The sequence below is a fragment of the Myxococcus stipitatus DSM 14675 genome (assembly GCF_000331735.1).
GTDB lineage: Bacteria > Myxococcota > Myxococcia > Myxococcales > Myxococcaceae > Myxococcus > Myxococcus stipitatus.
The window spans coordinates 1-25,477 of the sequence record NC_020126.1 but is presented as its reverse complement, the minus strand read 5'-3'; the positions used below and the strand labels follow the sequence as shown (position 1 = coordinate 25,477).

Annotated in this window: 21 protein-coding genes; 14 read left to right on the top strand and 7 right to left on the bottom strand. The window is 70.1% G+C overall.

Annotated features, from left to right (window positions below; genetic code table 11):
• Nucleotides 1-168: 168 nt before the first annotated feature.
• From MYSTI_RS00105 to MYSTI_RS00095, 3 genes are all read left to right on the top strand, one after another.
• On the top strand, nucleotides 169-1,086 hold the full coding sequence (locus MYSTI_RS00105; RefSeq protein ID WP_015345643.1) for a DUF8740 domain-containing protein: 918 nt from the start codon (nucleotides 169-171) through the stop codon (nucleotides 1,084-1,086).
• Nucleotides 1,087-1,260: 174 nt separating this feature from the next.
• The gene (locus MYSTI_RS00100) at nucleotides 1,261-1,548 is read left to right on the top strand and encodes a hypothetical protein (RefSeq protein ID WP_015345642.1); all 288 of its coding nucleotides are present in this window, start codon (nucleotides 1,261-1,263) and stop codon (nucleotides 1,546-1,548) included.
• Nucleotides 1,549-1,570: 22 nt separating this feature from the next.
• On the top strand, nucleotides 1,571-1,870 hold the full coding sequence (locus MYSTI_RS00095; protein WP_015345641.1) for a hypothetical protein: 300 nt from the start codon (nucleotides 1,571-1,573) through the stop codon (nucleotides 1,868-1,870).
• Between the two features lie 15 nt (nucleotides 1,871-1,885).
• Here the strand turns inward: MYSTI_RS00095 and MYSTI_RS00090 are convergent, their stop codons facing one another.
• Nucleotides 1,886-2,776: a hypothetical protein gene (locus MYSTI_RS00090; protein WP_015345640.1), complete on the bottom strand. Its 891-nt coding sequence runs from the start codon at nucleotides 2,774-2,776 to the stop codon at nucleotides 1,886-1,888.
• On the bottom strand, nucleotides 2,773-3,603 hold the full coding sequence (locus tag MYSTI_RS00085; protein ID WP_015345639.1) for a tetratricopeptide repeat protein: 831 nt from the start codon (nucleotides 3,601-3,603) through the stop codon (nucleotides 2,773-2,775). Before MYSTI_RS00085 ends, MYSTI_RS00090 begins: the two co-directional genes overlap by 4 nt.
• 362 nt (nucleotides 3,604-3,965) lie before the next feature.
• Here MYSTI_RS00085 and MYSTI_RS00080 point away from each other — a divergent pair, with 362 nt between their 5' ends.
• The 4 genes from MYSTI_RS00080 (at nucleotide 3,966) to MYSTI_RS00065 (ending at nucleotide 9,632) form a co-directional block, all read left to right on the top strand.
• Entirely contained in the window at nucleotides 3,966-5,672 is a 1,707-nt protein-coding gene (locus MYSTI_RS00080) for a serine/threonine-protein kinase (protein WP_015345638.1), read from the top strand.
• A 78-nt stretch (nucleotides 5,673-5,750) separates the two neighbouring features.
• Nucleotides 5,751-6,719 (top strand): glutathione synthase, encoded by a 969-nt coding sequence (gshB, locus tag MYSTI_RS00075; protein WP_015345637.1) that lies wholly within the window; start codon nucleotides 5,751-5,753, stop codon nucleotides 6,717-6,719.
• A 185-nt stretch (nucleotides 6,720-6,904) separates the two neighbouring features.
• Nucleotides 6,905-8,749 carry an extracellular catalytic domain type 1 short-chain-length polyhydroxyalkanoate depolymerase gene (locus MYSTI_RS00070; protein ID WP_015345636.1) on the top strand — a complete coding sequence of 615 codons (1,845 nt, stop codon included), beginning with the start codon at nucleotides 6,905-6,907 and terminating at the stop codon, nucleotides 8,747-8,749.
• 100 nt (nucleotides 8,750-8,849) lie between these two features.
• A complete protein-coding gene (locus MYSTI_RS00065) occupies nucleotides 8,850-9,632 on the top strand; it encodes a tRNA1(Val) (adenine(37)-N6)-methyltransferase (RefSeq protein ID WP_015345635.1) in 783 nt (260 codons plus the stop codon).
• Nucleotides 9,633-9,637: 5 nt separating this feature from the next.
• On the opposite strand, the gene MYSTI_RS00060 is transcribed toward MYSTI_RS00065, so the two are convergent.
• Nucleotides 9,638-10,600 (bottom strand): hypothetical protein, encoded by a 963-nt coding sequence (locus MYSTI_RS00060; RefSeq protein WP_015345634.1) that lies wholly within the window; start codon nucleotides 10,598-10,600, stop codon nucleotides 9,638-9,640.
• A 329-nt stretch (nucleotides 10,601-10,929) separates the two neighbouring features.
• Between MYSTI_RS00060 and MYSTI_RS00055 the strand changes: the two genes are divergently transcribed.
• From MYSTI_RS00055 to MYSTI_RS00035, 5 genes are all read left to right on the top strand, one after another.
• Nucleotides 10,930-12,717: a CapA family protein gene (locus MYSTI_RS00055; RefSeq protein ID WP_015345633.1), complete on the top strand. Its 1,788-nt coding sequence runs from the start codon at nucleotides 10,930-10,932 to the stop codon at nucleotides 12,715-12,717.
• Nucleotides 12,718-13,025: 308 nt separating this feature from the next.
• The gene (locus MYSTI_RS00050) at nucleotides 13,026-14,270 is read left to right on the top strand and encodes an MFS transporter (protein WP_015345632.1); all 1,245 of its coding nucleotides are present in this window, start codon (nucleotides 13,026-13,028) and stop codon (nucleotides 14,268-14,270) included.
• A gap of 110 nt (nucleotides 14,271-14,380) precedes the next feature.
• Entirely contained in the window at nucleotides 14,381-16,159 is a 1,779-nt protein-coding gene (locus MYSTI_RS00045; protein WP_169558593.1) for an alkaline phosphatase D family protein, read from the top strand.
• 3 nt (nucleotides 16,160-16,162) lie between these two features.
• Complete coding sequence (locus MYSTI_RS00040) at nucleotides 16,163-17,068, top strand: hypothetical protein (RefSeq protein WP_015345630.1); 906 nt, start codon at nucleotides 16,163-16,165, stop codon at nucleotides 17,066-17,068.
• Between the two features lie 145 nt (nucleotides 17,069-17,213).
• On the top strand, nucleotides 17,214-17,501 hold the full coding sequence (locus MYSTI_RS00035) for a hypothetical protein (RefSeq protein WP_015345629.1): 288 nt from the start codon (nucleotides 17,214-17,216) through the stop codon (nucleotides 17,499-17,501).
• Nucleotides 17,502-17,560: 59 nt separating this feature from the next.
• Here MYSTI_RS00035 and MYSTI_RS00030 read toward each other — a convergent pair whose 3' ends face one another.
• Nucleotides 17,561-19,072, bottom strand: a complete 1,512-nt coding sequence (locus MYSTI_RS00030) for a M16 family metallopeptidase (protein WP_015345628.1) — start codon at nucleotides 19,070-19,072, stop codon at nucleotides 17,561-17,563.
• Nucleotides 19,072-20,478 carry a M16 family metallopeptidase gene (locus MYSTI_RS00025; RefSeq protein ID WP_015345627.1) on the bottom strand — a complete coding sequence of 469 codons (1,407 nt, stop codon included), beginning with the start codon at nucleotides 20,476-20,478 and terminating at the stop codon, nucleotides 19,072-19,074. Before MYSTI_RS00025 ends, MYSTI_RS00030 begins: the two co-directional genes overlap by 1 nt.
• 140 nt (nucleotides 20,479-20,618) lie before the next feature.
• Here MYSTI_RS00025 and MYSTI_RS00020 point away from each other — a divergent pair, with 140 nt between their 5' ends.
• Nucleotides 20,619-21,410 (top strand): B-box zinc finger protein, encoded by a 792-nt coding sequence (locus MYSTI_RS00020; RefSeq protein WP_015345626.1) that lies wholly within the window; start codon nucleotides 20,619-20,621, stop codon nucleotides 21,408-21,410.
• Nucleotides 21,411-21,540: 130 nt separating this feature from the next.
• Nucleotides 21,541-22,023: a DUF2267 domain-containing protein gene (locus MYSTI_RS00015; RefSeq protein WP_015345625.1), complete on the top strand. Its 483-nt coding sequence runs from the start codon at nucleotides 21,541-21,543 to the stop codon at nucleotides 22,021-22,023.
• Between the two features lie 12 nt (nucleotides 22,024-22,035).
• Here the strand turns inward: MYSTI_RS00015 and MYSTI_RS00010 are convergent, their stop codons facing one another.
• Both MYSTI_RS00010 and dnaA read right to left on the bottom strand, forming a co-directional pair.
• Entirely contained in the window at nucleotides 22,036-23,940 is a 1,905-nt protein-coding gene (locus MYSTI_RS00010) for a HEAT repeat domain-containing protein (RefSeq protein WP_052350837.1), read from the bottom strand.
• A gap of 103 nt (nucleotides 23,941-24,043) precedes the next feature.
• A complete protein-coding gene (gene dnaA / locus MYSTI_RS00005; RefSeq protein ID WP_015345623.1) occupies nucleotides 24,044-25,396 on the bottom strand; it encodes a chromosomal replication initiator protein DnaA in 1,353 nt (450 codons plus the stop codon).
• Nucleotides 25,397-25,477 lie beyond the last annotated feature (81 nt).

Genomic DNA, 25,477 nt, shown 5'->3' with positions numbered 1-25,477 from the left:
GAGCCAACGTCCGGCTATAGCCCCGGCCCCAGGGGGATGCGAGGGGGAGGCCCCCGCGTGCGGTCCTCCAACGTTGCTCCGCGCCATTCCGAGGCCCCTCGGGTTTCAGCTGCTGAACGCTCGCGGCATAGACTCCCTCGCGAGTCCCTCTCCCGTCGTGGAGTCCTCATGCCCGTTCGACCCGTCTTCGTGTCCGTGCTCGTGTTGCTCGTGGTGGGGACAGCGCCCGCGTTCGCGCAGGAGGCGCCTCGGACCATGGCCTTCCAGGGGCGGCTGGTGCGCGCGGATGGCTCGCCCGAAGGCTCACCGCAGGACATCACCTTCGCCCTCTACGCCACGTCCACCGGAGGCGCGCCCCTCTGGCAGGAGAGCCACGTGGGCGTGCCGGTGACGAACGGCTACTACGCGGTGGTGCTGGGGGCGTCGATGCCCCTGCGCGATGACGTCATGAAGCGCAACGAGCTGCACCTGGGCGTCACGCTCGCGGGCCAGTCCGAGCTCATCCCCCGGCTGCCGCTGACGTCGGTGCCCTTCGCCCTGCGCGCCAATGACAGCCAGCGGCTCGCGGGCTCCCTGCCCTCCGCCTTCGCTCCGGCGATCCACTCCCACAACGCCGCCACCCCCACGGCCCAGGGCTTCATGAGCGCGGGGGACAAGGACAAGCTCGATGACATCCCGGGCAAGTTCGGAGACGGGCTCGTCATCACCACCGTGGGGACGCAGCCGACGTTGAGCGCTCGACTCCCTCCGACCGGTGGCACCAACGGCACCTCCGTGACGGTGGCCCGCGCGGACCACCAGCACGCGGTGCCCAGGTTGTCCTGCACCTACCCGAAGAGCGCCGCCAGCAGCGACCCGGCGGGCATCACGGCCTGGTGCCTTCCAGGCGAGCTCTTGATGGGCGGGGGTTGTGACGGAATCCATGACGCCACCGCCAGCGCGGGCGTCACGTTCATGCCGGTGGGGGTCACGACGACCAGCAGCCCCACCCAGCAACCTCCGAGCGCGGCGGGATATCGCTGCCAGGGCGCCCAGAACGCCGCCGCTCCCACCACGGCGTACGCCATCTGCTGCCAGCTGAAGTGAGCGCCTGTCGGAGCAGGGCAGGCGAGCACTCGCGGAGCGCGCCACCCGGTCAACACTTCAGGATTCTCCAGGGAAGGGCCTGTGACTTTTTCAGACAGTCACCCCTCCCCCCGCCGCAACCACGCGGAATGGTTGAGTCGTCAAAAGGTACGATTCTCGCAGTTGGCGCCCGTCATGACCCTCGTCGCCGACGCGGAACCCACGGCCTGCCCGCATGCCTTCACCGTGCTCATTCCACGCGGCCTGAGAGGCAGCGTGGAGGGCCTGCCTCCCCAGACGCGACAAGCCCTGTACTCGGAGCTGTTCCGCATGGCGTCGTTGGCGCACCAGGAGGAGGGCCCGCCCTCGATGCCGCGGAGGGCCTGCCTGGAGCTGGAGGGCTGCCACGCCACGGTGGAAGTGGACACGTCCCGCTCGCGGCTGACGCTGGCGGGGCTCACCCGGATACGCGTGTTGGGCTGAGGCCCGGTGGTCTGGGGGAGCGATGCCTCGGAGAGCCGGCTACGAGGAGTCCTGGGACCTCACCTACCTGGTGGAACAACTCCGAGAGCTCATCAGCTTGGACTTCCCATGGGATGACACGCTCTCCCATGAATTGGAGGGCGCCCTCACGCGACTGGTGACACGCCACCAGCAGCTGCACGGGCTCCTCCACCAGCTGGCCACCACGACGGACCCGAGCGAGGAGCTCGAGGTCCTGCACGAGGATCTCGAGCACACGGACCACGAGCTGCTCACGACCTTGCCCGGGCTCCTGGAGAAGCTGCGCGACGTCCTCCGGTGAGCAGGCGCGCCGCTCTCACGGAACCACTCCGGGATGAAGCGTATGCGTGGGGCCTCGGGCCGGGCCTCCGCCCACGCCTGGACTCACGGAGCCGGGCCCCACTGGGAGCACCCCCGCCCCGGGAGTCAGCCCCTGCGCCTCTGCTCGCACCGGCCCCTCGCACACGCCCGCGCGACAGCTCTCCAGTCCCTGGCATGACCGGCCCGCGCCGCACTCCACCGCGCGGCATGCACCGTCCCGGCACACCTGCCCCGCGGCGCACGGGCCCTTCTTCGCGCAGGCCTCCGTGCCGGACAGGCACGTGCCCGAGCGACACACCTCACCGGGTCCACACTGCGCCGCGCTGGCGCAGGAGAGCACCTGGCACGCGCCCTCGCGACACACCTGCTGCGCGGGGCAGCTCACCGCCGCGCACCCGGAGGTCGACACACAGCGGCCGTCCGCGCCGCAGCGCTCATCCGAGGCACAAGCGGAGTCACCCGCGCACGCGATGCCCCGGCACTGCCCACCCGGCCGGCACACCGTGCCTTGAGGACAGGCCACGCCTCTGCACGTGTCCTTCACGCAGACCGAGTCCAGGCACCGCTCCGTCGGGAGGCACGCCACGGTCGCGCCACAGCTCACGCGGCCACACGCCCCCTCGCGGCACACCTCTCCGCCCGCGCACGCCGTCCCCAGACACGAGGCTTCCTTGCACGCGTCCTGCTCGCAGTACCGTCCGGCGCCGCAGGCCACGCCCTGGCACGCGGTGGCCAGGCACCGCCCCTCCAGGCACCCCTGCCCCTCCGGACACACCACGCTGGCGCACAGGTCGGGCGGCACCAGCGCGGGCACGTCCTCGCACGCGGCCAGCACGAGCGACGCCAGGGCCACGAACCACCACCCCCTCGAGAACGCTCGTCTCATGGCAAGCGCTCCGAGCGGTCCGCCACGGGCAGCACCAGCGACTCCGGCCGCGTCAGCACCACGCCCAGCACCACCCCCGCCGCGGCCAGTCCCACTCCGCCCACGACGTAGGGCCAGAGACCTCCGCGAGGTGCCTCCTCCACCGAGGCCGCCGAGGCCAGGGGCGCCCCCGGCGACAGCGCCCCCTCCCGCGCCGAGGCCACCGCCGCGGGCACCTCTCCCACGGCCTCCAGCCGCAGCGGGGCCCGCGCGGTGCCCTGCTCGAACAGGATGACTCCCCCGGCATCGCGCGCCACCGCGTAGGCCTCCACGGCGCGCTCCGGCGGGGCCTTCATCGACACCGGCCCGGGCGGAGGCCGCACCACCGCGGAGAAGCCCGCCGCGCCCGGCACACGCACCGCCACCATCACCTCCGTGGCCACGCTCCGAGGCTGCTCCAACACCGCCACCACCCGCCCATCCGGCATCCGCGTCACCGTGAGTGTGGCCCGCCGCCCCATCAAGGCCGCCTTCGCCGCCTGGAAGGGCAGCTGCACCTTGGGCCCCAGGGAGTCCTTCACCTCCGTGCCAGGGTCCAGGACCAGCAAAGCCTCGAAGGCCTCCTGGGCCTCCTGACGCTGTCCCAGGACCGCGTGGCATATCGCCAGCCCCCGCCATGCCCGCGTGCGCTCCTCGCGCGTCCCAGGGGCCTTCAGCGCCGCCTGGAAGGCCGTGGCCGCTTCATCGAACGCCAGCGCATCGAAGAGCTGCTCGGCTCGCGTCAGCGGGGACTCCACGCCCCAGGCCTGCGTGGCGAACAACCAGAAGAGGAGGGTGAGTGCTCGCACGGCCCAGGACTCTACAACCGTGTTGCACCCATCCACAGGCTCTGTCCCCAGCGGCCTGCTGCTTCTTCAAAAGCTTAATGGAGGTATTGATCAAATGGTGGAAGCAGTAGAGGGCGTGGACTTGGGGACAAGTCAGCAAGCTCGCGAGATGACTCACGAATTCGCCCGATGCTACATGTGGGTAAACTGGCGGTTTCCCCCGGCTTCCCACAGGCGATGATCCACGCCACCGTTTCTCCACAGCCACCCCCCAGCTATCCACAGGCCATCCACAGCCCGCCCGTGGATGAGGGGGCGACCTGGCGTGACGGCGCATTCACACCCCACGTCCACGCCCTACAAGCCTGTTATCCTCCGCCGCGGTGCTGCTCCGGTGGCGGGGCGCTGGCGAGGAAGGTGCACCCATCGATTTCTATCGAGGCGAGCGCATCGGGAAGTACGAGGTCGTCACCCAGCTGTCCGTCGGTGGCATGGCCGAGCTGTTCCTCGGCTTCACTTCGGGTCCGGGTGGCTTCCGCAAGTACGTGGTCGTCAAGCGCATCCTCCCGGATGTCCGCGACAACGAGCAGTTCGAGCGGATGTTCTTGGACGAGGCCCGCATCACCGCGGCCTTCAACCACCCCAACATCGCGCAGGTGTTCGACCTGGGGCAGGAGGATGACGGGCTCTACCTGGCCATGGAGTTCATCGCCGGGCAGAACCTGAACCAGATTACGGGTGCGTGCCTGCGCCGCAAGCAGCAGGTGCCGCTGGGCTTCACGCTGTCGGTGGTGCGCGACGTCTGCATGGCGCTGCACTACGCGCACACCTTCACCGCGCCCTCGGGCGAGCCCAGCCCCGTCATCCACCGCGACGTCGCGCAGAAGAACGTCATGGTGACGTACGACGGCGTGGTGAAGCTGCTCGACTTCGGCATCGCCAAGGCGAAGGGCAGCCTGGAGCGCACGCACGCGGGCACGGTGAAGGGCACCACCGGCTACATGTCCCCGGAGCAGGTGCGCGGCGAGAAGCTGGATGGCCGCAGCGACCTGTTCTCCGTCGGCGTGATGATGCACGAGATGCTCACCGGCGCGCGGCTGTTCGCGGGGAGCACCGAGCGCGACGAGATGATGAAGATTCTCGAGGCGCCCATCCCCTGGCCCTCGCACGTCGCGCCCCACGTACCGGAGCAGGTGGGCCGGGTGGTGATGCAGGCGCTGGAGCGCAGCCGCGAGAAGCGCTTCTCCAACGGCCGGGACATGGCGCGCGCCATCGAGGCGGCGGCGAGCTCGTTGATTCAGGACGCGGACCACCGCGCCTCGATGATGCGGGAGCTCTTCGCGGAGCGGATGGCGGCCACGCGCGCGCTGCTGGAGAGCGCGGAGGGCACGGCCAGCAGCCACATGGTGGACACCGCCAAGCGCGCCCTTCGGTCAGATGACGGGCCGTACCTGCCCGTGCGCGAGGACACCGCCACGCCCAAGAACGGGAACGAGCCGGTGCCGGGCAAGAAGCCCTCGCGCCGGGTGGCGACGGTGAAGAAGTCCCAGGCTCCGACGCCGGAGGACGCGGAGGCGCTCACGTCCGCGCAGCGCACGCGCTCCAATGTGCTGTGGGGCGTGGTGCTGCTCGCCATCCTCGCGGGCGGAGGCTATGGCGCCCTGCGCTTGAGCAGCGCGCTGGACTCCACGGTGGAGCCCATCCCGGAGGTGCAGCTCTACGACTCCCGGCTGGCCGTCTTCCCGGAGGACGGCGGCACGGTGGTGGCGGGGAAGAAGCCCCCGGAAGTCGTCAAGGAGACGGCTCCGCGCAAGGAGCCGGTGGACGACGGGCCGAAGACGGAGCGGACCGGCACCTCGCGTCCCGGCCGCGCGACGGGGAAGCTCTCGCTCAACGTGAAGGGCCAGTCGGCGCCCATCTACCTGGGCAAGCAGAAGCTGGGGACGATGCCGCTGCTCGGCGTGGAGCTGCCGGCGGGCAAGCACACGCTGAGAATCCTCGACCCCCAGGGCGAGAAGCGCTCACTCGTCGTGGTGATTGTCGCGGGGGAGACAACGCGGTTGAACTTCGAGAGCTGGCAGGACCTGTAGGCGCCTCTCTCGAATGTGCGGCGGTGCAGAGGGGCCCTGTTATCTTCCGGCACCTCTCACCCCCACCCTCCCGAGACCATGGCCGCGCTCACCATTGCCTTCCTGATGGACCCGCTCGAGACGGTGCGGGTGGACCACGATTCCACCTTCGCGGTGATGCTGGAGGCGCAGAAGCGGGGCCACCGGGTGCTCTACTTCGAGCAGGGGTGGCTGCGCTTCAACGGCCGGGCGGCGGAGGCGCGCATGCGCCAGGTCACCGTGCGCCGGGAGGTGGGGCGTCACTTCGACGTGCTGGACGAGGTGCCGCGCGAGCTGTCGGACGTCGACGTGCTCTTCCTGCGCAAGGACCCGCCGGTGGACGTGGAGTTCCTCCACGCCACGCAGATGGTGGAGCTGTGTCCGGAGCGCCCGCCCGTCTACCTGAACCACCCCGCGGGCATCCGCGACGCGAACGAGAAGCTCTTCTCGCTGCGCTACGCGGACTTGATGCCGGACACGCGCATCAGCCGCGAGCTGCCCGTGCTGCTGGACTTCATCGCTCGCAACGAGCAGGGCACCATCCTCAAGCCGGTGGATGGGTTCGGTGGGAAGGGCATCCTCTTCCTGTCTCCGGGAGACCGGAACGCGCGCTCCGCGGTGGAGTTGCTCACGCAGGGAGGCCGCGAGGCCGTCGTCGCGCAGGTGTACATCCCCGAGAGCCGCCAGGGCGACAAGCGCATCCTCATGGTGGACGGCGAGCCGGTGGGCGGTGTGCTGCGAGTGCCCTCGGGCGATGACCACCGGGGCAACATGGCCGCGGGCGGCACCCCGCACAAGGCGGTGCTCACCGCTCGGGACCGCGAGATTTGCGAGCGCCTCAAGCCCGAGCTCCGCAAGCGCGGGCTGCTGTTCGTGGGCATCGACGTGCTGGGCGACTACCTCACCGAGGTGAATGTCACGAGCCCCACGGGCGTGGTGGAGGCCAACCTCCTGGACGACGTGTGCATCGAGGCCCACGTCATCGACCTGGCCGAGCGCCTCGCCGCCGAGCAGCGCCCCGCGCGCTGACGCGCGAATGCGGAACTTGAAGAACGATTCAGGTTCCATGGAATTCGACGCGACGCGCTGAGGTGAATCCTGGTTCAGGTTTCACCGTCGAGGCGACGCGGCGCGCCTTGAACCGGGTGGAGGCGGGAGAGTCACGTTGCGGCCCGCGGCCGTCCTCCCTTCCCCCTGACGGCCCGGGAGGCACCATGTCCTCGTGGCGTTCTCGACTGGCATTCCTGTGGCTGGGCCTGCTCACCGTGGGCTGTGGCGAGGTGGACGTGGCACCGGGCGCGGCGCCCGTGCTCCTCGAGGAAGCACGGCAGGGGCTGACGCAGGTGACGGGCTTCGGGAGCAACCCGGGCAACCTGCTGATGTACCGGCACGTGCCGTCGGGGATGCCGGCCCACGCGCCGGTGGTGGTGGTGCTCCACGGCTGCACGCAGAACGCGACGGGCATGGAGCTGAGTGGCTGGACGGCCGCGGCCAACGTCTACAAGTTCTACCTCGTGTATCCGCAGCAGCAGGGCAGCAACAGCGGCACCCAGTGCTTCAACTGGTTCGAGCCCGGTGACACCTCGCGCGACTCGGGCGAGGCGCTCTCCATCAAGCAGATGGTGGATGCGATGAAGGCCACCTACTCCGTCGACGCGTCGCGGGTGTACGTCGCGGGCTTCTCGGCGGGCGGGTACATGACGTCCGCGCTGCTGGCCGTCTACCCGGACGTGTTCTCGGCCGGGGCCCTCAACGCGGGTGGGCCCTTCCAGTGCGCCACGTCCATGACGTCCGCGCTCTCCTGCATGAGCCCCGGCACGGACAAGACGCCCTCGGCCTGGGGGAACCTGGTGCGTGGTGGCTACCCGGGGTACTCGGGGCCTCGTCCTCGCGTGTCCATCTGGCACGGCACCAGCGACTTCACGGTGCGGCCCCTGAATGCCACGGAGGCCCTGGAGCAGTGGACGGACGTGCATGGCGTCGACCAGACGCCGGACACGGTGGAGACCGTCTCGGGCTTCCCTCACAAGGTCTATCGAGACAGCGCGGGGACGGCTCGAGTGGAGACGTGGGAGCTCACGGGCCTGGGGCACGCGGTGGCCTTCGATGCGCAGTTCAACTTCCCGGGCAGCACCACGGCCTGTGGCTCCACGGGCGCGTACATGACGGACGTGAACCTCTGCGCCGTGTACCACCAGGCCGCGTTCTTCGGGCTCACCGGTGGCTCCGGGGGAGACACCACGCCGCCGACGGTGCAGGTGACGTCTCCGGGAGAGGGGGCCACGGTGCGCGGCACGGTGATGGTGGCGGTGAGTGCCTCGGATGACGTGGGGGTGGCTCGCGTGGAGTTGCTGGTGGATGGGGCCGTGGTGGCGACGGACACGGTGGCTCCGTATGAGTTCGCGTGGAGCAGCGAGGGCGTGGGGAACGGGGCGCACACGCTGGGGGCTCGGGCGTATGACAGCGCGGGGAACGTGGGCCTGGATGAGGACACACACGTCACCGTGGACAACAGCGGCACGCCCCCGCCCGTGACGGCCACCTTCACGAGCATCGCCACGGAGGACGGCTACCTGAAGGCGAACGCGGATGGGAGCGGCGTGGCGCTGGGGACGCTGTCGAACCTGGCGCTCGGGCGCGGGACGGATGGGAAGTACAACCGCGCGTTCCTCTCATTCGACACGTCGGGCCTGCCGGATGGGGCCACCGTCACTCGGGCCTTCGTGACGGTGAGCTACTCGTCGGGCTCCGGGGACCCCTGGTCGACGCCCGTGGGCAACACGGTGGTCGTCGATGTGAACGCGGGGCCGTTCAACGGCGCGGCCACGGAGGTCTCCGACTGGGCGGCGACGGCGAGCGCGAGCGCGGTGGCCAGCATCGACCGCTTCACCACGGGGGCGAGGAGCTCCGGGGACTTCAGTGCCTCGGGGCTGGCGGCCCTCCACCGGGCGGGGAGGACACAGCTCCGGCTGCGCTTCGGCCAGGAGCAGACGGCGACCCAGTACCTCTTCGTGAAGGACTCGACGAATGCCGTCCTCACGGTGGTGTACACACCGTGACGACCGCGCTCCCGAGCACGTGACGAGAAGGGGACGTGCGGGCGAAAAGGGGTTGCTCGCGTTCCGTCTCCAGGAGGAAAAGCGAGCCCTGGATTCTCACGTGCCCGACTCCCTCCTTCAGCCCGGTCCGGACGAGACACTCGACTCGATTGGCACCTCGGGTGTCCGGGTGCTTCAGCGCCGCAATGGCTATCGATTCACGCTGGATGCCGTGCTGCTCGCGCACTTCGCGGCCTCGGAGTCCGTGGGCCATGGTGGCACCGTGCTGGAGCTGGGCGCGGGCAGCGGCGTGGTGTCGTTCCTGCTCGTGAAGCAGTTCGGCTTGGGGCCGGTGGACGCGGTGGAGCTTCAGCCCGCCGTGCATGCGCGGCTCGTGCGCGCCGTGGCGCTCAACGCCTGTGAGTCCCAGGTGCGGCCGGTGCTGGGGGATTTGTGCCGCATCCGCGAGCTCGTCGACGGGGGCGCGTATGCGCAGGTCGTCTCGAATCCACCCTTCCGTCTCGCCGACGCGGGGGTGCGCAGTCCGGATGACGAGCGCGCCATCTCCAAGTCGGAGGTGGCTTGTGATGCGCAGGCCGTCATCCTGGCGGCGCGGTATGCCTTGGCGCCCGGTGGCACGGTGAGCCTGGTGTACCCGGCGGCGCGAGTGGCCGAGGTCCTGGGCCTCTTGGGACAGGCGAAGCTGCATCCGCGTGTGCTGCGCTTCGTGCACTCTCGGGTGGATGCGCCGGCCACGCGGTTCCTGGTGCAGGCGGTGCGCGACAAGGACCGAGGGCTCTCGGTGCGTCCACCCCTCGTGGTCCATGGCTCGGGGCCCGGAGGGTACTCCGCCGAGGTGGCCGCGCTCATGGACGCGCCCCTCGCGGAGCAGCAGGGCGACTGACGCGGCTATTCGAAGCCGATGGGCCGGGTGTTCGTCACGACGATGCCCTGGTCCGCGGACGCGGTGATGAAGACCTCGCTCCGAGGCGGCACGTTCAGGGACAAGCGCCGGTTCCGGTCGCTGAGCGAGAAGGACGCCTCCAGCGTGTGCTGTCCGAAGGGCACGTCCTGGATGACGACGCCGGAGCCTCCGTCCTCGCCCTTGCGTGCGCCATCCAGGCGCACGGTGCAGGACTTGGGGCAGCGGACGTGGAGGCGTGAGGACTCCGTGAGGCCGGCCTTCGCTCGGGCGGCCTCCACCGAGGTGAGGAGTTGCTGCTTCGTGAGCCGGAGCAGGTTCTTGGACTCACCCTGGTAGGTGAGCTCCATGCCCGAGGGCACGTCGACGTAGACGAGGAAGAGCCTGCGCAAGAGGAGCTCGCCGGTGCCCTCGATGCGATGCTTCCCGGGCTCCACGTTCCGGAACTCCCACGTCAGCTCGTCGCGACGAAGCCCGCGCCGTCCATCGAGCACCACCGCGCAGGCGTCCTGGCAGCGCACCACGACGGTGCTCTTCTCGGGGGGCGTCTGGGGTGGAGGTGGATGGGTGGAGGGCGGAGTGCTCGGGGTGATGCGGGCGACTTCCCGCTCCCACTCGGGGGTGCCGGGCTCCGGGGGGCCTCCCTTGCGCGCGACGATGCGCTCGTTGCTGATGAGGTAGACGTTGGCCTGCGCTGAGTCTGGAATCTCGGCGAGGCCGCTCACCAGGGGCTGGCCCTTCGGGTCCACGGCTTCGACGCGGTGTGAGCCGGGGGCGGTGCCGGGGAACTCCCAGAGGGACTCGTTCACGGCGCGGCCCGGTTTGCCGTCGAGGACCACGGCGCAGGGGTCCATGCAGTGCACGCTCACGGTGACGCCCTCGCTGACTTCGGCGAGCGCCGGGGCGGACAGCGACAAGGCCAGGGACAGGAACAGGCCGCGAGGGAGCATGGACGCGCCAGTCTGGCGCCGCTCGTGCGCCAGGTCGAGCCATCCGGGGGATGGAGCGCTCCTGGGGGCGCCTGTCCTCCTGGGAGAGCCGCCGCGCGAGGACAGAGGCACCCGGGCGGCTCCAGACGCAGGCCCCTGTCCGGTCGCGGAGGGCGGGCAGGAGCGAGAGTGACCGCTGTTGCTGCCCCGTCAGTCCCTGGCCCCCAGGTGGGGTGCGGGGGCAGAGCGACCTCGTTCCAGACGGGGGCGCTTCGTTCCCTGCCCGGACATGGGTCGAGCACGTGAGGGCTGTCCCCGGATCCCCCGGAGCCTCGTAAGATGCGCGGCACATGCTTCCGTCCGCCTTTGTTCTGCTGGCGCTCGCCACCTCGCCGGGTGCTTCTCCCGCCCACAAGTTCTCCACAGCGCCGCTCGCGGAGAGCGCCGAGCTGCTGTCCTCGGCCGGCTCACAATCCGTGCGTTCCGCGCTGAAGGGCGAGGACTCCTCCCTCACCGCCGCGATGCGCGCGGGTGAAGGAGCCGCGCTGGCGGGAGGCACGCTCGCGGATGCGGCGCCCACCACCTCGAACACGGCAGGCGCGCTCGCGGATGTGGCGTCCACCACCTCGACCACGGGCGGCGAGGCCACGAGCGAGTCCCCCGCGAACGGAGGCGCCACGGGCCAGGACGCCCGCACGGCCGCGCCCGACTCGAACCCGCAGACCCCTGCCGAGTCCCCTCCGGCCCCCGCGGACCTCGAGGACCCCGCGAGCGCGGCCTCCCTCGCCGGAGCGGGCGCCCTTCGCGCCGCCGCCTTCACCCTCGGCGCCGAGTCCCACTTCCAGCGCGGCCTCGAGGCCCTCAAGGCCAAGGACACCGCCACCGCCATCACCGAGCTCTCCACCTGCGTCACCGCCCTCCCCTCCCGAGTGGACTGTCGCTGGGAGCTCGGCTGGGCCTACTCCGTCGAGGGCCGCTGGACGGACGCCCTCACCCAATGGACCGAGGTCCAGAAGCTCGCCCCCGAGCACCCGGACCTCGAGACCGCGCTCGCCCAGGCCCAGGGCCAGGCCGCGCTCCAATCCAAGCTCGCCCAGACACCCCAAGCCCAGAACCGCCCGCCCCCACCCTCCGACGCGAAGGTGCGCATCCGCGCCGTGGGCGACATGATGCTCGGCACCACCGTGCCCGAAGGCAACCTGCCACCCGAGGGCGGCGGTAGCGTGATTGCAGGTGTCCGCGCGTTGATGGAGGACGCCGACCTCACCTTCGCCAACGTCGAAGGCCCGCTCTGCGACAACGGCAAGACGACCAAGTGCCGCTCGTCGCGCAACTGCTACGCGTTCCGCTCCCCCACCGCCTACGGCCAGTTCTTCAAGGACGCGGGCGTGGACCTCGCTTCCACCGCGAACAACCACTCGGGCGACTTCGGCGAGCTGTGCCGTCGCGAGACGGAGGCCACGCTCGACGCGCTCGGCATCGCGTGGAGCGGCCCGCCGGGCTCCGTGGCCACGGTGGACCGCAATGGCCTGCGCATCGGCATGGTGGCCTTCCACACGTCGGCCTCCTGCAACCACCTCAACAACACCGCCACCGCCACCGCCCTGGTGCGCGCCGCGGCGGCCGAGCACGACATCGTCATCGTCTCCTTCCACGGTGGCGCCGAGGGCGGCAAGGCCCTCCACGTCCCCAAGGGCCGCGAGCTGTTCCACGGCGAGGACCGAGGTGACCTGCGCCACTTCACCCACGCGGTGGTGGACGCGGGCGCCCACGTCGTCATCGGCCACGGCCCGCACGTCGTGCGCGGCATGGAGTTCTACAAGGGCCGCCTCATCGCGTACTCGCTCGGCAACTTCGCCACCTACGGCCGCTTCAACCTCCAAGGTCCACAGGGCCTGGGCATGGTGCTGGAGGTGGAGCTGGACCGCGAAGGCCGCTTCACCACCGGCCGGGTCCTCCCCACGAAGCAGGTGGACCAGGGCATCGCCATCCCCGACGAGCGCGGCGCCGTCCTCAAGCTGCTGAGGGACCTCACCGCCACCGACTTCCCCGACTCCGGCGCTCGCATCTCCGAGGACGGCACCATCCGCCCCGCCGGCCGAGGCCCCGTCTCCGCCCGCTTCCGTCCCCGCCGTTAGCGAGTCATCACCCGAGCCAGCGCCAGGGCCCGCGCGCACGCGAGCCCTGGTGCCCCGACAGGCGCGCACTCACGCCCACGCAAGTCCTCGCAGGACTTCCGTGAAATGCAGCGAATCAAGGCGCGCGAAGCCCGCCGCGAGTTCCACGAACGAACACGTCGCGAGAGCACCGGGCCTCCCCGCCTTCGTTGCCCCGTGCACGTTGAAGCGCGGCTGTTGGTCCCACCGCGCCGGGCGTGATTGCGGCACCAAGCATGACGCGTCGCTGGAGAGCGCCGTGTCAGTCCCCGCGTTACAAGGGAGAGTCCGTGCGCGCCCTTCGACTGCCTCAGCTCTCCTCGCTTCGCGCCTTCGAGCACCCCGGCTATCTCGCGGTCTGGCTGGGCGCGCTCATCTCGAACATCGGCACCTGGATGGAGACGGTGTCGATGGGCGTCTACGTCACGCAGGAGACGGGGCGCGCCGAGTGGACGGGAGGCATCGTCGCCCTCTCCTTCCTGCCCTCGGTGGTGTTGTCCCCGCTGGGCGGTGCGCTCGCGGACCGGTTCGACCGGCGGGCCTACGTCGCGGTGGGCATCACCGTGCAATTGGTGCTCGCCGCGGTGCTGACGGTGCTGGCCTTCACCGGAAAGCTCAGCGTGCCCATCGTCGGGGTCGTCTCGCTGCTCAACGGCTGCGCGAGCACCCTCACCAACCCGGCCTTCTCCGCGATGCTCGCGGAGCTCGTCCCGCCCCGCGACCTGCACAGCGCCATGAGCCTGAACTCGGCGCAGTTCAACCTGGGGCGCATCGTGGGCCCGCTGCTCGCGGCGCTGGTGCTCCAGATGGGCGGCGCGTCGTGGGCGCTGTTCGTCAACACGCTGTCCTTCGTCGCGGTGCTCGTGGCCCTGTCTCGCGTGCGCCTGCCCGCGCGCGACCCGGAGGCGAAGAAGGAGACCCTGTGGGCGGGCATCACCCGCGGCATCTCCGTGGCCCGAGGTGACGAGGACATCTGGCTGGTGCTCTGGGGCACGCTGTTCGTCGCCGCGCTGGTGGCCCCGTTCATCGGCCTGGTCCCCGTCTTCGCCATCAACGTCTTCGGCCAGGGCGCCGCCGCGACGTCGCTGCTCGTCGCCTGCCAGGGCGCGGGCGCGGTGACGGCGGCGGTGGTGGTGGGCACCCTGGCGGATGCGCTGGGTCACCGGAGGCTCCTGGGCCTGGCGGCGACGTCCATCGGCGTGGTGTCCGCCCTCTACTGGCTGTCCCCGACGCTGACGGTGGCCGCCGCCGGCATCTTCGTGCTCGGCGCCAACTACCTGATGCTGATGAGCGGCCTGCATGCCTTCGCGACGTCCCGGGTCCCTCGCGAGTTGCAGGCGCGCGTGAGCAGCCTCTACAGCATGGTGCTGGGCGGAGGGTACGCGGCGGGGGTCTGGGCGCTGGGGGCGCTCGCGGACCGGGTGGGGGTGCGCTTCGTCACCATCAGCGCCAGCGTCCTGTTCCTCGCCCTGGTGCTGACGCTGCGCCTGCTCAGCCCTCGCAGCTTCGCAGGACCTCAGACCTCCCAGGGCTGAGCCAGACCCCAGGGGTCTACCCGGCGGGTCCTGTGGGTAACTTGGGGATGCGGCTCGCACTCCCCGCATGGCTCCCCCCTCTCCCGCCCCCACGTTCCAGACTAGAGTCCGTGAATCCTGGACTCACGGTCCTCGACCGACTGGGGGGGAAGATGAAGAAGCTCCTGGGGCCCATGCTGTACGCCAAGGACCAGCTGGCGAAGGACACGTGGTCCTTCTTCGTGAACCTGTACCTGGGTGACGTGGACCCGGCGCACCCGCCTCCGCTGAAGCTGCGCTTCCGCACGGTGGAGGGCAAGGAGCTCCCGGACGTGGTGTCCCCCCAGGTGACGCGGGTGGCGGACTTCTCCGGCCTGAAGACGCGAGTGGCCGGGGTGCTGTGGCGGTGGGAGGTGACGCTGCCTCGCGCGGAGACCCAGGTCCGGGTGACGTACCGCTTCGAGCCCGTGGAGGGAGGCCCCGCGCTGGAGGAGGTGGACTACTCCGGGCAGACGGACACGGTGAAGCCGTGGGGCGCGGAGGACGTGAAGACGGTGGTGGTGCCCGCGAAGGGGGCCCTGCCTCGCGCGGCCTTCTTCTCCTGCAATGGCGCCAGCGACGCGAGGACGTGGGGCGCGGTGATGCGGATGAAGCGGCCCTTCGGCTGCTGGATGGACATGCTCGCCCAGCACGAGGAGCCGAAGGAGGGAGGCTTCGAGCTGCTGATGGGGGGCGGAGACCAGGTGTACGCGGACTCGCTCCTGGACCATGAGCCGATGGTGGAGTTCCGCAAGCGGGAGCTGGAGCAGAAGCTCAACCGCGACTTCGGTCCGCCCAAGGGCTTCCACGAGACGATGCTGGCGCGCTACGTGGAGCTGTATTGCGAGCGCTGGAGCGGCTCGGTGGGAATCGCGCCCATGCTGGCGCGAGTGCCGGGACTCTTCACCTGGGATGACCACGACATCTTCGACGGGTGGGGCTCGCACGAGAGCTTGCAGTCCTGCGAGTGGTTCGAGTCCCTCTACAGCGCCGCCGCGCTCGCCTTCGAGGCCTTCCAACTGGGAGCGCTGCGAGGCGGAGACCTGCCGACGAGGCGCAAGCCCTGCGACATGCACTACCTCCAGACGCGTCACTTCGTCGGCGAGGAGTGCGACGTGGACGTGGTGGCGTTGGACCTGCGCAGCGGGCGCACGTACCGCAAGCAGAGCAACGGGAGGATGGCGCACGAGGTGATGGGCCCGGGGCAGTGGGCGACGCTGGACGCGTGGCGGCTGGCGCACGCGAAGGACGCGGGCCTGAAGCCTCGGCACGTCGTGGTGTTGTCCTCCATCCCGCTGGTGCACCTGCGCTTCGGCTCCGCGGTGGAGTCGATGAGCGGGGACACGGAGCTGCACGACGACATGCTGGACCAGTGGGAGTCCCTGGTGCACCGGGGTGAGCGCATCCGGTTGATGGTGGACCTGCTCCAACTGGCCAAGGCGTCCTGCTGCGCGGTGACGGTGGTGTCCGGGGACGTGCACGTGGGAGCGCGAGGACTCATCCGCTCGCGCAGTCCGGAGCACATCCCCGCGGGGCTCGCGGAGGCGGCCATCGAGCAGGTGACGTCGTCAGGCATCGTCCATCCGCCGCCCGACATGCTCCAGTTCATGGGCATGCGGATGCTGGCGGAGGAGGCGGTGGATGACCTGCCGTCGTACATGCAGACGGAGATGCTCCCGGTGGGCAAGGGCCGCTACCTGCGCGAGCGCAACTGGCTGTCCCTGAGGGTGGAGCCCGCGCGCACGAAGACGTCTCGCCCCAAGCTGTGGCTGCGCTGGGAGGCCGAGCACACCGCGCTCTCCATGCAGGTGGTGGTGGAGCCGCCGCCGCTCGTCCCGACCGCCGCGACTCTTGAGGACGGAGTACGCTGAACCATGCCTTCGTGGGAGTCCGAGATTGTTCGCCATCGTCGGGTGCTCAGCAGACGTCGCGCGCGCTCGGTGGAAGCGCGGGCGTCACTCGACTCGGCCTTTGCTTTTCTCCGCGTGGCGTTCGAGGTGTATCGCTGGCACTCGGAGGCCTCGCTGACGACGACGAAGGCGCAGGTGCTCGAACACCTGGAGCACTTCGAGCGCTGGCGGGCGGAGTTCGAGGCACGGTTCCTCCCGGTGCGCTACCGCCACAAGTCGGACTACCTCAACCCGGATGAGATGCATCCGCTCGGGCTCTACGTCATCAGCAGCCAGTTCGCCTGGCACCAATACAAGCTCCCGGAGGCGGGTCCGCACCTGAAGCATTCGATGGACTTGGTGCGCTCGCTCATCCCCAGACGTCCTCTCGAGGAACGTCTCGAGGAGGGTGAGTCGACCGACCTCTATGGCAGGCTCGAGGACCCACGCTTCCATGGGGTGAACCACTTCTATCTCGGGGAACTCGCGGAGCAGTCGGGTGCCGAGGCCGAGGCCATCCGCCACTACCTCGAGTTCATCGAGTGCGAGCCCGCGTTCTCACCGAGAAACAGCCACCGCCTGAACAGGGACTTCTACCAGTTGAGCTTCTTCTTCCCGGGCACCGTCGAGGCGCTCAAGCGCGTGGCCCTGTTGTTCCTGCGCTCGAAGGACCCACAAGGCCGCGAGAGGGCCAGGTCCTGCTTCGAGAAGGCATTGGAGCTGCCTGCCTCGCACCACTCACCGTTCCGCGAATACGCCACGCTGTTGCGCGAAGACGGAGACAAGACCCGCGCGCTCCACCTCGAGGAGGAATGGCGGAGGACGCTCGCCTCCTACCCTCCGGAGATTTCGCGGACCTGGTCGCGGCACTACGGAGTCTCGGAGGCGTGAGTCACCCCGCCCACGCACCGGGCGGGCATGCCCCCCGGTCCTCGCCCGGAGCTTGGTGCAGTCCCTCCCCGCTCCGACATTGAGGCCCGTGGGGACATGGACGAGGGGATGAGCTCCTCGCCCGGCCCCTCGATGAGGAGGGCCCTTGGGCACCCGCAACCAGAAGAGAGACCCCTCGAAAGGTGGCCACCCCGGGCCGTCCTTCGCCAAGGACCGCGTGGAGCGAGGACTGCAGGCGGACGACACCCTGCCCCTCTACGCGGCCGACTCGATTCACAGCACCCGGGAGATGAAGTTCGCGCTCGACAGCGACGGACCCGCCGGAGGCGATGTGCCCGACATCCGCAGCCCCATCGACGAGGCGGATGAGCTGGAGCGCGAACGTGAAGGGCGCGAGAAATCCCTGGAGCGCCAGGTCGAGGAGAGCGACTGACGTGCTTCCAGGAGGGGCCCGGCGCGCGAAGGTGATGCGCGCCGGGTCCGTGTCCTCACTCAGCGGGTCGCGCGAGGCTTCCCGGGCTCCGTGTCCGGCTCCACCGGCATCAGCTTGCCCAGGTTGAGCGGAGTCACCTGCTCCTGGATGAGGAGCGGGTCGCCCACGAGGATGATTTGCAGCGTGGCCGGGTCCAGGTACTTCTCCGCCGCGCGCTGCACCTCGGCCGCGGTGGCCGTGCGCAGGCCCTCCACGGTGCGGCTGTACTCATCCAGCGGCTGGCGCTTCATGAACAGCACCGCGGCGCTGGAGCCCAGTCCCTCCACCGTCTCGAAGGAGCCCGGGAAGGCGCGGATGAGGCCCTCGCGAGCGGCCTCCAGCTCCTTCTCCGTGATGGGGCGCGACTTCAGCCCGTGGAGCTCCTTCATCGTCTCACCGAGCGCGGGCCCGGTGACGTCCGCGCGCACGGACGTGGCCGCGCTCAGCGGGCCCACGCCCAGCCGAGGGTCGATGCCCGCGCCGGCGCCGTAGCTGTAGCCCTTGTCCTCGCGCAGGTTCATGTTGAGCCGGCTGCCGAAGAAGCCGCCGAACACGGTGGTGGCCAGGTCCAGGGCGAACTCGTCCGGGTTCCCCGCGGCGATGGCGGGCCGGCCCAGCATCATCACCGTCTGGTCCAGGCCGGGCTTGGGCACCACGTAGACGGCCTGGCGCGTGGACGCGGGAGGCGCGGGAGGCGCGGCGGGCGGCACCGCGGGCGCCTTCCATCCCCCCAGGTGCTTGCGCGCGAGCGCCACCGCGTCCTCCAGGGAGATGTCCCCCGTCAGCACGAGCGCCGCGGCGGCCGGGCCCACCTGCTTCTTGTAGAAGCCCTGCACGTCCTCCAGCGTGAGCGACTGCACCGAGTCGGGCGTGCCCGTCGCGCTGTGCCCGTACGGGTGGGTGCTCCCGAAGGTGGAGGAGAGGAAGACCAGCTGCCCCAGCGCGTTGGGGCTGCCCAGGCGGCGCACCAGGTCCGCGAGCTGCTGCTTCTTCCGGCGCTCGAAGGCCTTGGGCGCGAAGGTGGGCCGCAGCGCCATGTCCGACAGCAGCGCGAGCGCGCCGTCCAGGTTGCGCGTCAGGACCCGCACGCCCAGCCGCGAGCCGTCCGGGGACACGTCCTGCATGGCGGAGGTCCCCAGGTCTCCCAGGGCGTTGTCCAGCGCCACCGTGTCGCGGGTGCCCGCGCCCTCCAACAACATCCGATACGTCAGGTCGGCCAGGCCCGGCTTGCCCACCGGGTCCTGCGCGCTGCCCGCCGCGAAGACGAGCCCCGCGTACACGAGCGGCAGCTCCCGCCGGGTACTCACCAGCACGGTGAGCCCGTTGTCGAGCGTGGCCTTCTGGAAGACGGGCAGCACCAGCTCCGGGGGCTTGCCGGGCTGGGGCGCCGTCGCGCGGAAGGCCTCCGCGTCGGCGGGGGCCGCGGGTGTGGCCGGAGCGGGCGCCGGCGCGGGCTCGGCGGGCGTGGGCTTCTGCTGACTGGCGCAGCCGGCCAGCGAGAGGGAGACGAGGGCGGTGATGAGGCGGCGCATCAGTGGCGCTCCTTCGATTCGGCGGGGGCCTGCTTCCGGGGCGCGGGCACGGCGTGGAGGATGACGCGTGCGTCGGGACGCAGCGTGTCGCGGGTGAACTGCTTCACGGCCTCGGGCGTCACCGACTCGTAGCGCGCCAGGTCCTGCGCCACGTAGCTGGGCTCACCGACGAAGTGGTTGTAGCTCTGCAGCACGTCCGCCTTGCCACCGAAGCCACCGATGGACTGGAGGCCCGCCAGCATGCGCGTGTCGATGCGGGTGCGCGCGCGCTGAATCTCCTCGGGGGTGAGGCCGTTCTTGCGCACGTCCTCCAGCACCGCGTCCACTTCCTTGAGCAGCGCGTCGGTGGACACCCCGGGCCGCGCCGTCACGTCGATGCTGAAGACGGACTGCGCGCCCTGGCTCTGCTGCGCGACGGTGACGCTCTGGGCCAGCTGCTTCTCCAGCACCAGGCGGCGGTAGAGGCGGCTTGCCTTGCCCGTGCCCAGCACGGTGGCCAGCACGTCCGCGGTGGCGTCGCCGTTCTCGAAGTAGCCCGGCGTCAGCCACTGGATGGACAAGAGGGGCAGCGTGGCCACGCGCTCCTCGAAGCGGATGACCACGGGCTTGGTGTGCTTCACCGGGGCCACCTGCGGCTTGGTGGGCTTGGGGTGGCTGGGCAGCGAGCCGAAGTACTTCTCGATGAGGGCCTTCGTCTTCGCCACATCGAAGTCACCGACGACGGCCAGCGTGGCGTTGGAGGGCGCGTACCACTTGCGGAAGAAGTCCTTCACGTCATCCACGGTGGCGGCGTCCAGGTCCTTCATCGAGCCGATGACGGAGCCATGGTACGGGTGCGGCAAGGGGAACAGCGCGTGCCACGCCTCTTCCTGGGCCAGGCCGTACGGCGCGGCCTCGGTGCCCTGGCGGCGCTCGTTCTTCACGACCTCCTTCTGGGTGGCCAGCTTCTCGGGCGTGAGCGCGTCGAGCAGGAAGCCCATGCGGTCGCTCTCCATCCACAGCGCCGTCTCCAGGTGGTGGGTGGGCACCGTCTCGAAGTAGTTGGTGCGGTCGAAGCTCGTGGTGCCGTTGAGGTCCGTCGCGCCCAACTGCTCCAGCATGGAGATGTGCACGTCATCCGCCACGTTGCGCGAGCCCTGGAACATCATGTGCTCGAAGAGGTGCGCGAAGCCCGTGCGGCCCGGCTGCTCGTGGTACGCGCCCACGTGGTACCAGAGGTTGACGGACACGATGGGCAGCTTGCGGTCCACGGACAGGATGACCTCCAGTCCGTTGGGCAGCGTGTACTTCTCGTAGGGGATGGCGAGCGCTTCGCGCCCGGGCTCCAGCGGCTTCGCCTCTTGTGTTGCTTGGGCGAGTGCCGGGAGCCCGAACAGGACGAGCGCTGCGGCGGCGAGGGCCTTCATTCGGGACAAGGTTCCTCCGGGGCTTCCGTGCCTGGGTCTCACCTCTCGCGCTTAGCACGCGTCCCTCTCCAGGGGGACAAGGAATGACCCGTGAAACCGAGACAGATGGCACCGGGGGTGCTCCATGAGACAGTGGGGCCATGGCCCCCATGGTTGGTGTCACGCCGCACTGCGCGGTCCATCCGGAGGAGGAAGCCGACGCCACGTGTCAGCGCTGTGGCTCCTTCGTCTGTGGCGTCTGCGCCACCTGGGTGATGTCCGTCTTGTATTGCGCGGACTGCGCGGTCCGGCCGGAGGTGAACTACCTGGAGGTCTTCCGCCAGCGCTTCTGGGGCAAGCGCGATGCGAATGCGTGGGTGGTGGGCATCGTCTCGCTGGCGCTCGTCGCGGGTGCGGCGTTCGCGATATCCGCGGGGGAGTGGCTCGCGGCGGCGGTGCTCCTGGGGGCCGCGGTGGTGGGCGGGTGCTTCTTCCTGGGGCAGCGCTGGGCGAGGACGGCGCTGGTGCTCACGCCCATCGTGGCGGGGCTCGCGGCCGCGTCTGTCCATGGCCCGGGCGCGCTGGTGCTGTCTTTCTTGATGTTCGTCTCCGCGCTGCAGACCTTCCTCGACGCGCGCAACCGGCTCTTCTTCCGGGTGGAGGTGTCGGAGAAAGACCTGAGCCGGCTGTGGGACTTGCGCGTCAACAACCCCCTGGCCCGGAACGCCCTGTCGCTGGGGGTCACGTCGTTCATCATCCCGGTGTTCGCGCCCTTCGCCGTGCTCGTGGGCGCGCTGGCCTTGAGGAAGGTGGACTTGAATGCCCGGCCTCCCATCGGCCGCAAGGGACAGGCGATGGCGGCCATCGCGCTGGGCGTGGGCGCGGTGGTGTTCTGGGTCCTGGTGGTGATTCCCTACCTCCAACGTCTCACGAACGGGCGGCTGTTCCTCTGAGCCGGGCGCGGAGAGCGCGGAAGGCGCCCGCGCCCCGCCTCGCCCGCCGGTGTCTTCCCGCCGGACGGTGCCCACGCTGACGAGAGGGAGACAGGCACTCCCTCACGCATCAGCGAGAAAGGGTGACGACATGGCGAATGAATCCGAGGGGCGGGAAGAAGCGGGCGGACGCCCGAGCGCCACCGAGGACCTCCGCGCCCAGCGGCACGAGTCGAGGACGTCGCGGACGTATGAGCTCTTCCTCGGGGACCTGGCGGCGAGGGTGGGCGGCGACCGGGCCCTCGCGCAGCGGGCGGCGGAGTCGGTGCTCTGCACGCTCGAGCAGCGGCTCATGGGGACGGAGGTGAAGCACCTGGAGGCGCAGCTGCCGGCCAAGGTGCGGGACTTGTTGAAGCGCTGTCCGCGCCATGAGGGCTTGCCTCCGCGCAAGTTCAAGCTGCTGGAGTTCCTCCAGATGGTCGGTGATGACCTGGACACGCCGCCCAACGAAGCGGAGCGCCTCAGCCGCGCGGTGTTCGCCACGCTGCGCGAGCACATCTCCGAGGGCGAGATTGACGATGTGATGGGCCAGCTCCCCGCGGACCTGCGCGCGCTGTGGATTCCGGAGGCGTGAGCGGGACGGCCGCTACCGGGCGAGGTACGACGAGGCCAGGCGGCGCACGTCCTCCGAGTCATCCCGCGCGGCCACATCGCGCAGCAGCTCCATGACGAGCGGCTCCAGGGCGGGCAGCGGGCCCAACATCCGCACCACTCGAGCGCGGACCTGGGCCACGGGCTCCGTGCGCAGCGCCTGGGTCGCCGCGCGCAGGTGGGGCCCGGCGGCGCGTCGCGACATCACCTCCGCGGCCTTCTCCCGGACGAGCGCCTCCGTGTCCTCCAGCAGCACCGAGTCCAGGAGCACGTCCACGTCCGCGCTGGTGATGGCCCCCAGGGCTTCGGTGGCGGCGGCGCGGACGTGCGGGGAGCGATGGGAGAGCGCCTGGCTCGCATAGGTGAGGCCTCGAGGAGAGCCCACCCGCGCCAGCGCACGCAGGCACGGCTCGGCGGAGAGGGGCCTGGCTTCACAGTGCTTCAGCAGGCCCTCGACCTGGTCCAGCGCGTGTCCTGGCTCGAAGCGGTCGAGGTTTCGAGCCACCGTGCCCAGCGCCAGCATCGCCGCGTGCTCCAGCTCCGGCTTGCGTGTGGACGTCAGGACGCGTGTGAGTGATTGGGCCAGCGCCGCGGTGGGGCGCCGCACCCGCTCCACCGCCGCGAGGGTGCGCAGGCGGGTCGTCAGGTTCGTGTCGCGCCGTGAGGGGAGGATGAGCGACGCCAGCTCGTGCTGAGCCTCGGGGGTCCCCGCGTCTCCCAGCGCGTCGAGGACCTCGCCGGCCACGGCCTCATGGAGGGGCCTCGAGCGGAACCATCTTGCCGCGTCCTTCGCGCTCGAGGGAGTCGAACGCAGCAGGGCCGACAGTCGCTCTCGGAGGAGGAGCTGGGTGCTCTCGGGCTCCAGCGTCGCGTCCTCCAGCGATGGGAGCACCGCGCCCAGCGTCGCGTCTCCCACGAGGGCCCTGTCCCTCTCGGGCGAGGCGGGGCTCTCCGGCGCGGACAGAGGCCCGGCGCTCAGCGAGGCGCGGGTCTCCCGGAACGCGGGCATCGAGAGGGGGGGCCCCTGGCGCGAGTCCCACCGTGTCAGCGCCACGCGAGTCTCGGTGCGCATCAAGGGGAGGCCCAGCGCGCCGCCGCCCGTCTCCACCACCTCCGAGCCGGTGACGTCGCGCACCAGCCCGTCCTCGTCGAGCGTGAAGTCCAGGTGTCCTCGCAGCCGAGGCACGGTGAGGCCCGGCCCCCGAGGCCCCAAGGGCGCCCACAGCGGCAGCGCCGTCCGCAGGTAGCGCCGCTGCGTCTTCACGTAGGTGTTCGCGCTGCCACCGGTGCGGTACTCGGACTCGAAGTCGCCGGTGGTGTCCGTCTCCTCGGTGCTCCAGCTCCGCCCATCCTCCGCGACGAACTGGGTGGTGGACAGGAGCAGGCTCACCAGTCGCCTCACGCGGGGCTCCGACGTCGCGTCGAGGTACACGGTGAGCACTCGACCTCTGAGGTCCTGTGCCAGATAGACGGGGTGCTCGAGCGCGGCGCTCAGCTCCCGCAGCGACGCCTCATCGGGAAGTCCATCCACCTCCACGCGAGACAGGCTCAGCCGGCCCGAGAAGAAGTGCCGCTCTCCCTCCAGCCCCAGATACGTGAGCTCCAGCGCCCCACCCCACCCGGAGTGCCGCCAGCTCCGGCCAGCCTCCGCGCCGGGGAGCTGCTCGGCGGTCCGGGTATCCAGGTCGAAGTGGTAGCGGTGCTCCAGCCCTGGCGTCAGCACGCGGTGCCGGCCCTTCACGCCCTGCTGGAGGACGGGGGTCGAGGGGGGCTCGGGGAGGGGAAGCTCCAGCGGGGGAGCGGGGAGGACAGGGGGCTCGTCCGGGAGCTCGATGCTCCATAGGCTGGCCATCACCAGCACGGCGAAGAGGGACAGCAGGCTCTTCAGACGAGGGGTCAAAACCCCAGGGATACGGGCGCAGGGCCCCATCCTGGTCGTCACGACTCCGTGACGCGCTGTCTCAACCGGGCTGCGGGTGTAACAAAAGACTCAGCGAGCCGACTCAGTGGCCGCCGAGCCGCAGCTCCAGCTCCGCCAGCTCGCGCTTCACGGTGGGGTCCGACTCGCGAAGCCCCTCCACCTTGCGGACGGCGGAGATGACGGTGGAGTGGTCCTTGCTGAAGCGCGACGCGATTTCCGGGAAGGAGCTCTTGGTCAGCTTGCGGCTCAGGTACATGGCCACCTGGCGGGCATGGGCCAGGGCCTTGTGACGGCGGTCCTCCTTGAGGGACTCCACCGTGACTTTGTAGAAGCGGGCCACCTCGCGCTGGATGGCTTCGACGTCCACCGCGTGCTGGGCGGGGAGGATGTCTCGCAGCACCTCCGCGGCGAACTCCTCCGTCACGGGCTGGCGCGTCAGGCTGTGCACCGCGGACAGCTTCACCAGCGCCCCTTCGAGCTCGCGCACGTTCTTCTGGATGTGCTTGGCGATGAAGTGCGCCACCGAGTCCGGCAGGTGGAGGTTCTCCGCCACGGCCTTCTTCTGGAGGATGGCCACCCGCGTCTCGTACGTGGGCTCGCGGATGTCCGTCATCAAGCCCATGGTGAAGCGACTGCGCAGCCGCTCCTCCAGGCCCGGAATCTCCGCGGGCACCGTGTCGCTGGTGAGGATGATGGCCTTGCCCAGCTCGTAGAGCGTGTTGAAGGTGTAGAAGAACTCCTTCTGCGTCTCCTCGCGCTTGCCCAGGAACTGGATGTCGTCGATGAGCAGCACGTCGCACTCCTCGCGGAACTTCCGCCGGAAGTCCGTCATGCGGTGCTCGCGAACGCTCTCCACGTACTCATTGGTGAACTGCTCGCTCGACAGGAACACCACCCGCTGCGAGGGGTCCTTCTCCCAGATGTGGTTGCCCACCGCCTGGAGCAGGTGTGTCTTCCCCAACCCCGTGCCGCCATAGATGTAGAGCGGGTTGTAGTGGTGGCCCGGCTTGTCGGAGACGGCCTGGGCCGCCGCCGCGGGGAGCTGGTTGCTGTCCGCCACCACGAAGGTGCTGAAGGTGAAGCGGCTGTTGAGCCGTGAAGGACGGCCCACGCTCACCTTCACGGTGGGTGTGGGCGGGAAGGTGCCTTCGACGACCAGTCCCTCCACCACCTCATAGGCCACGGAGACGAGGCCGTCGCCCATCCGGGCGAGGTGTCCTTCGAGCAGGCTCCGGTAATGGTCATCCACCCAGTCGCGGAAGAAACGGTCCGGGACACCCAGGACGAGGGTGTTGTCGCGCACCTCCAAGGCACGCACCCGATCCAACCACTGGAGCGCATACTGACGACCTTCCTGACGGATGGCCTCCAGCAACTTGTTCCAGAGAATTCCAGCACTTGGAATGGGAGATGCGGCCTGGGCGAGGGCGTTCAAGAGTGTCTCAACCGTGCAAAAGCGGGAGGGGCTGCGAGCGTCCGGCCGTGCTAACAGAGGGGTTGGGGTGGATCAAGCTAT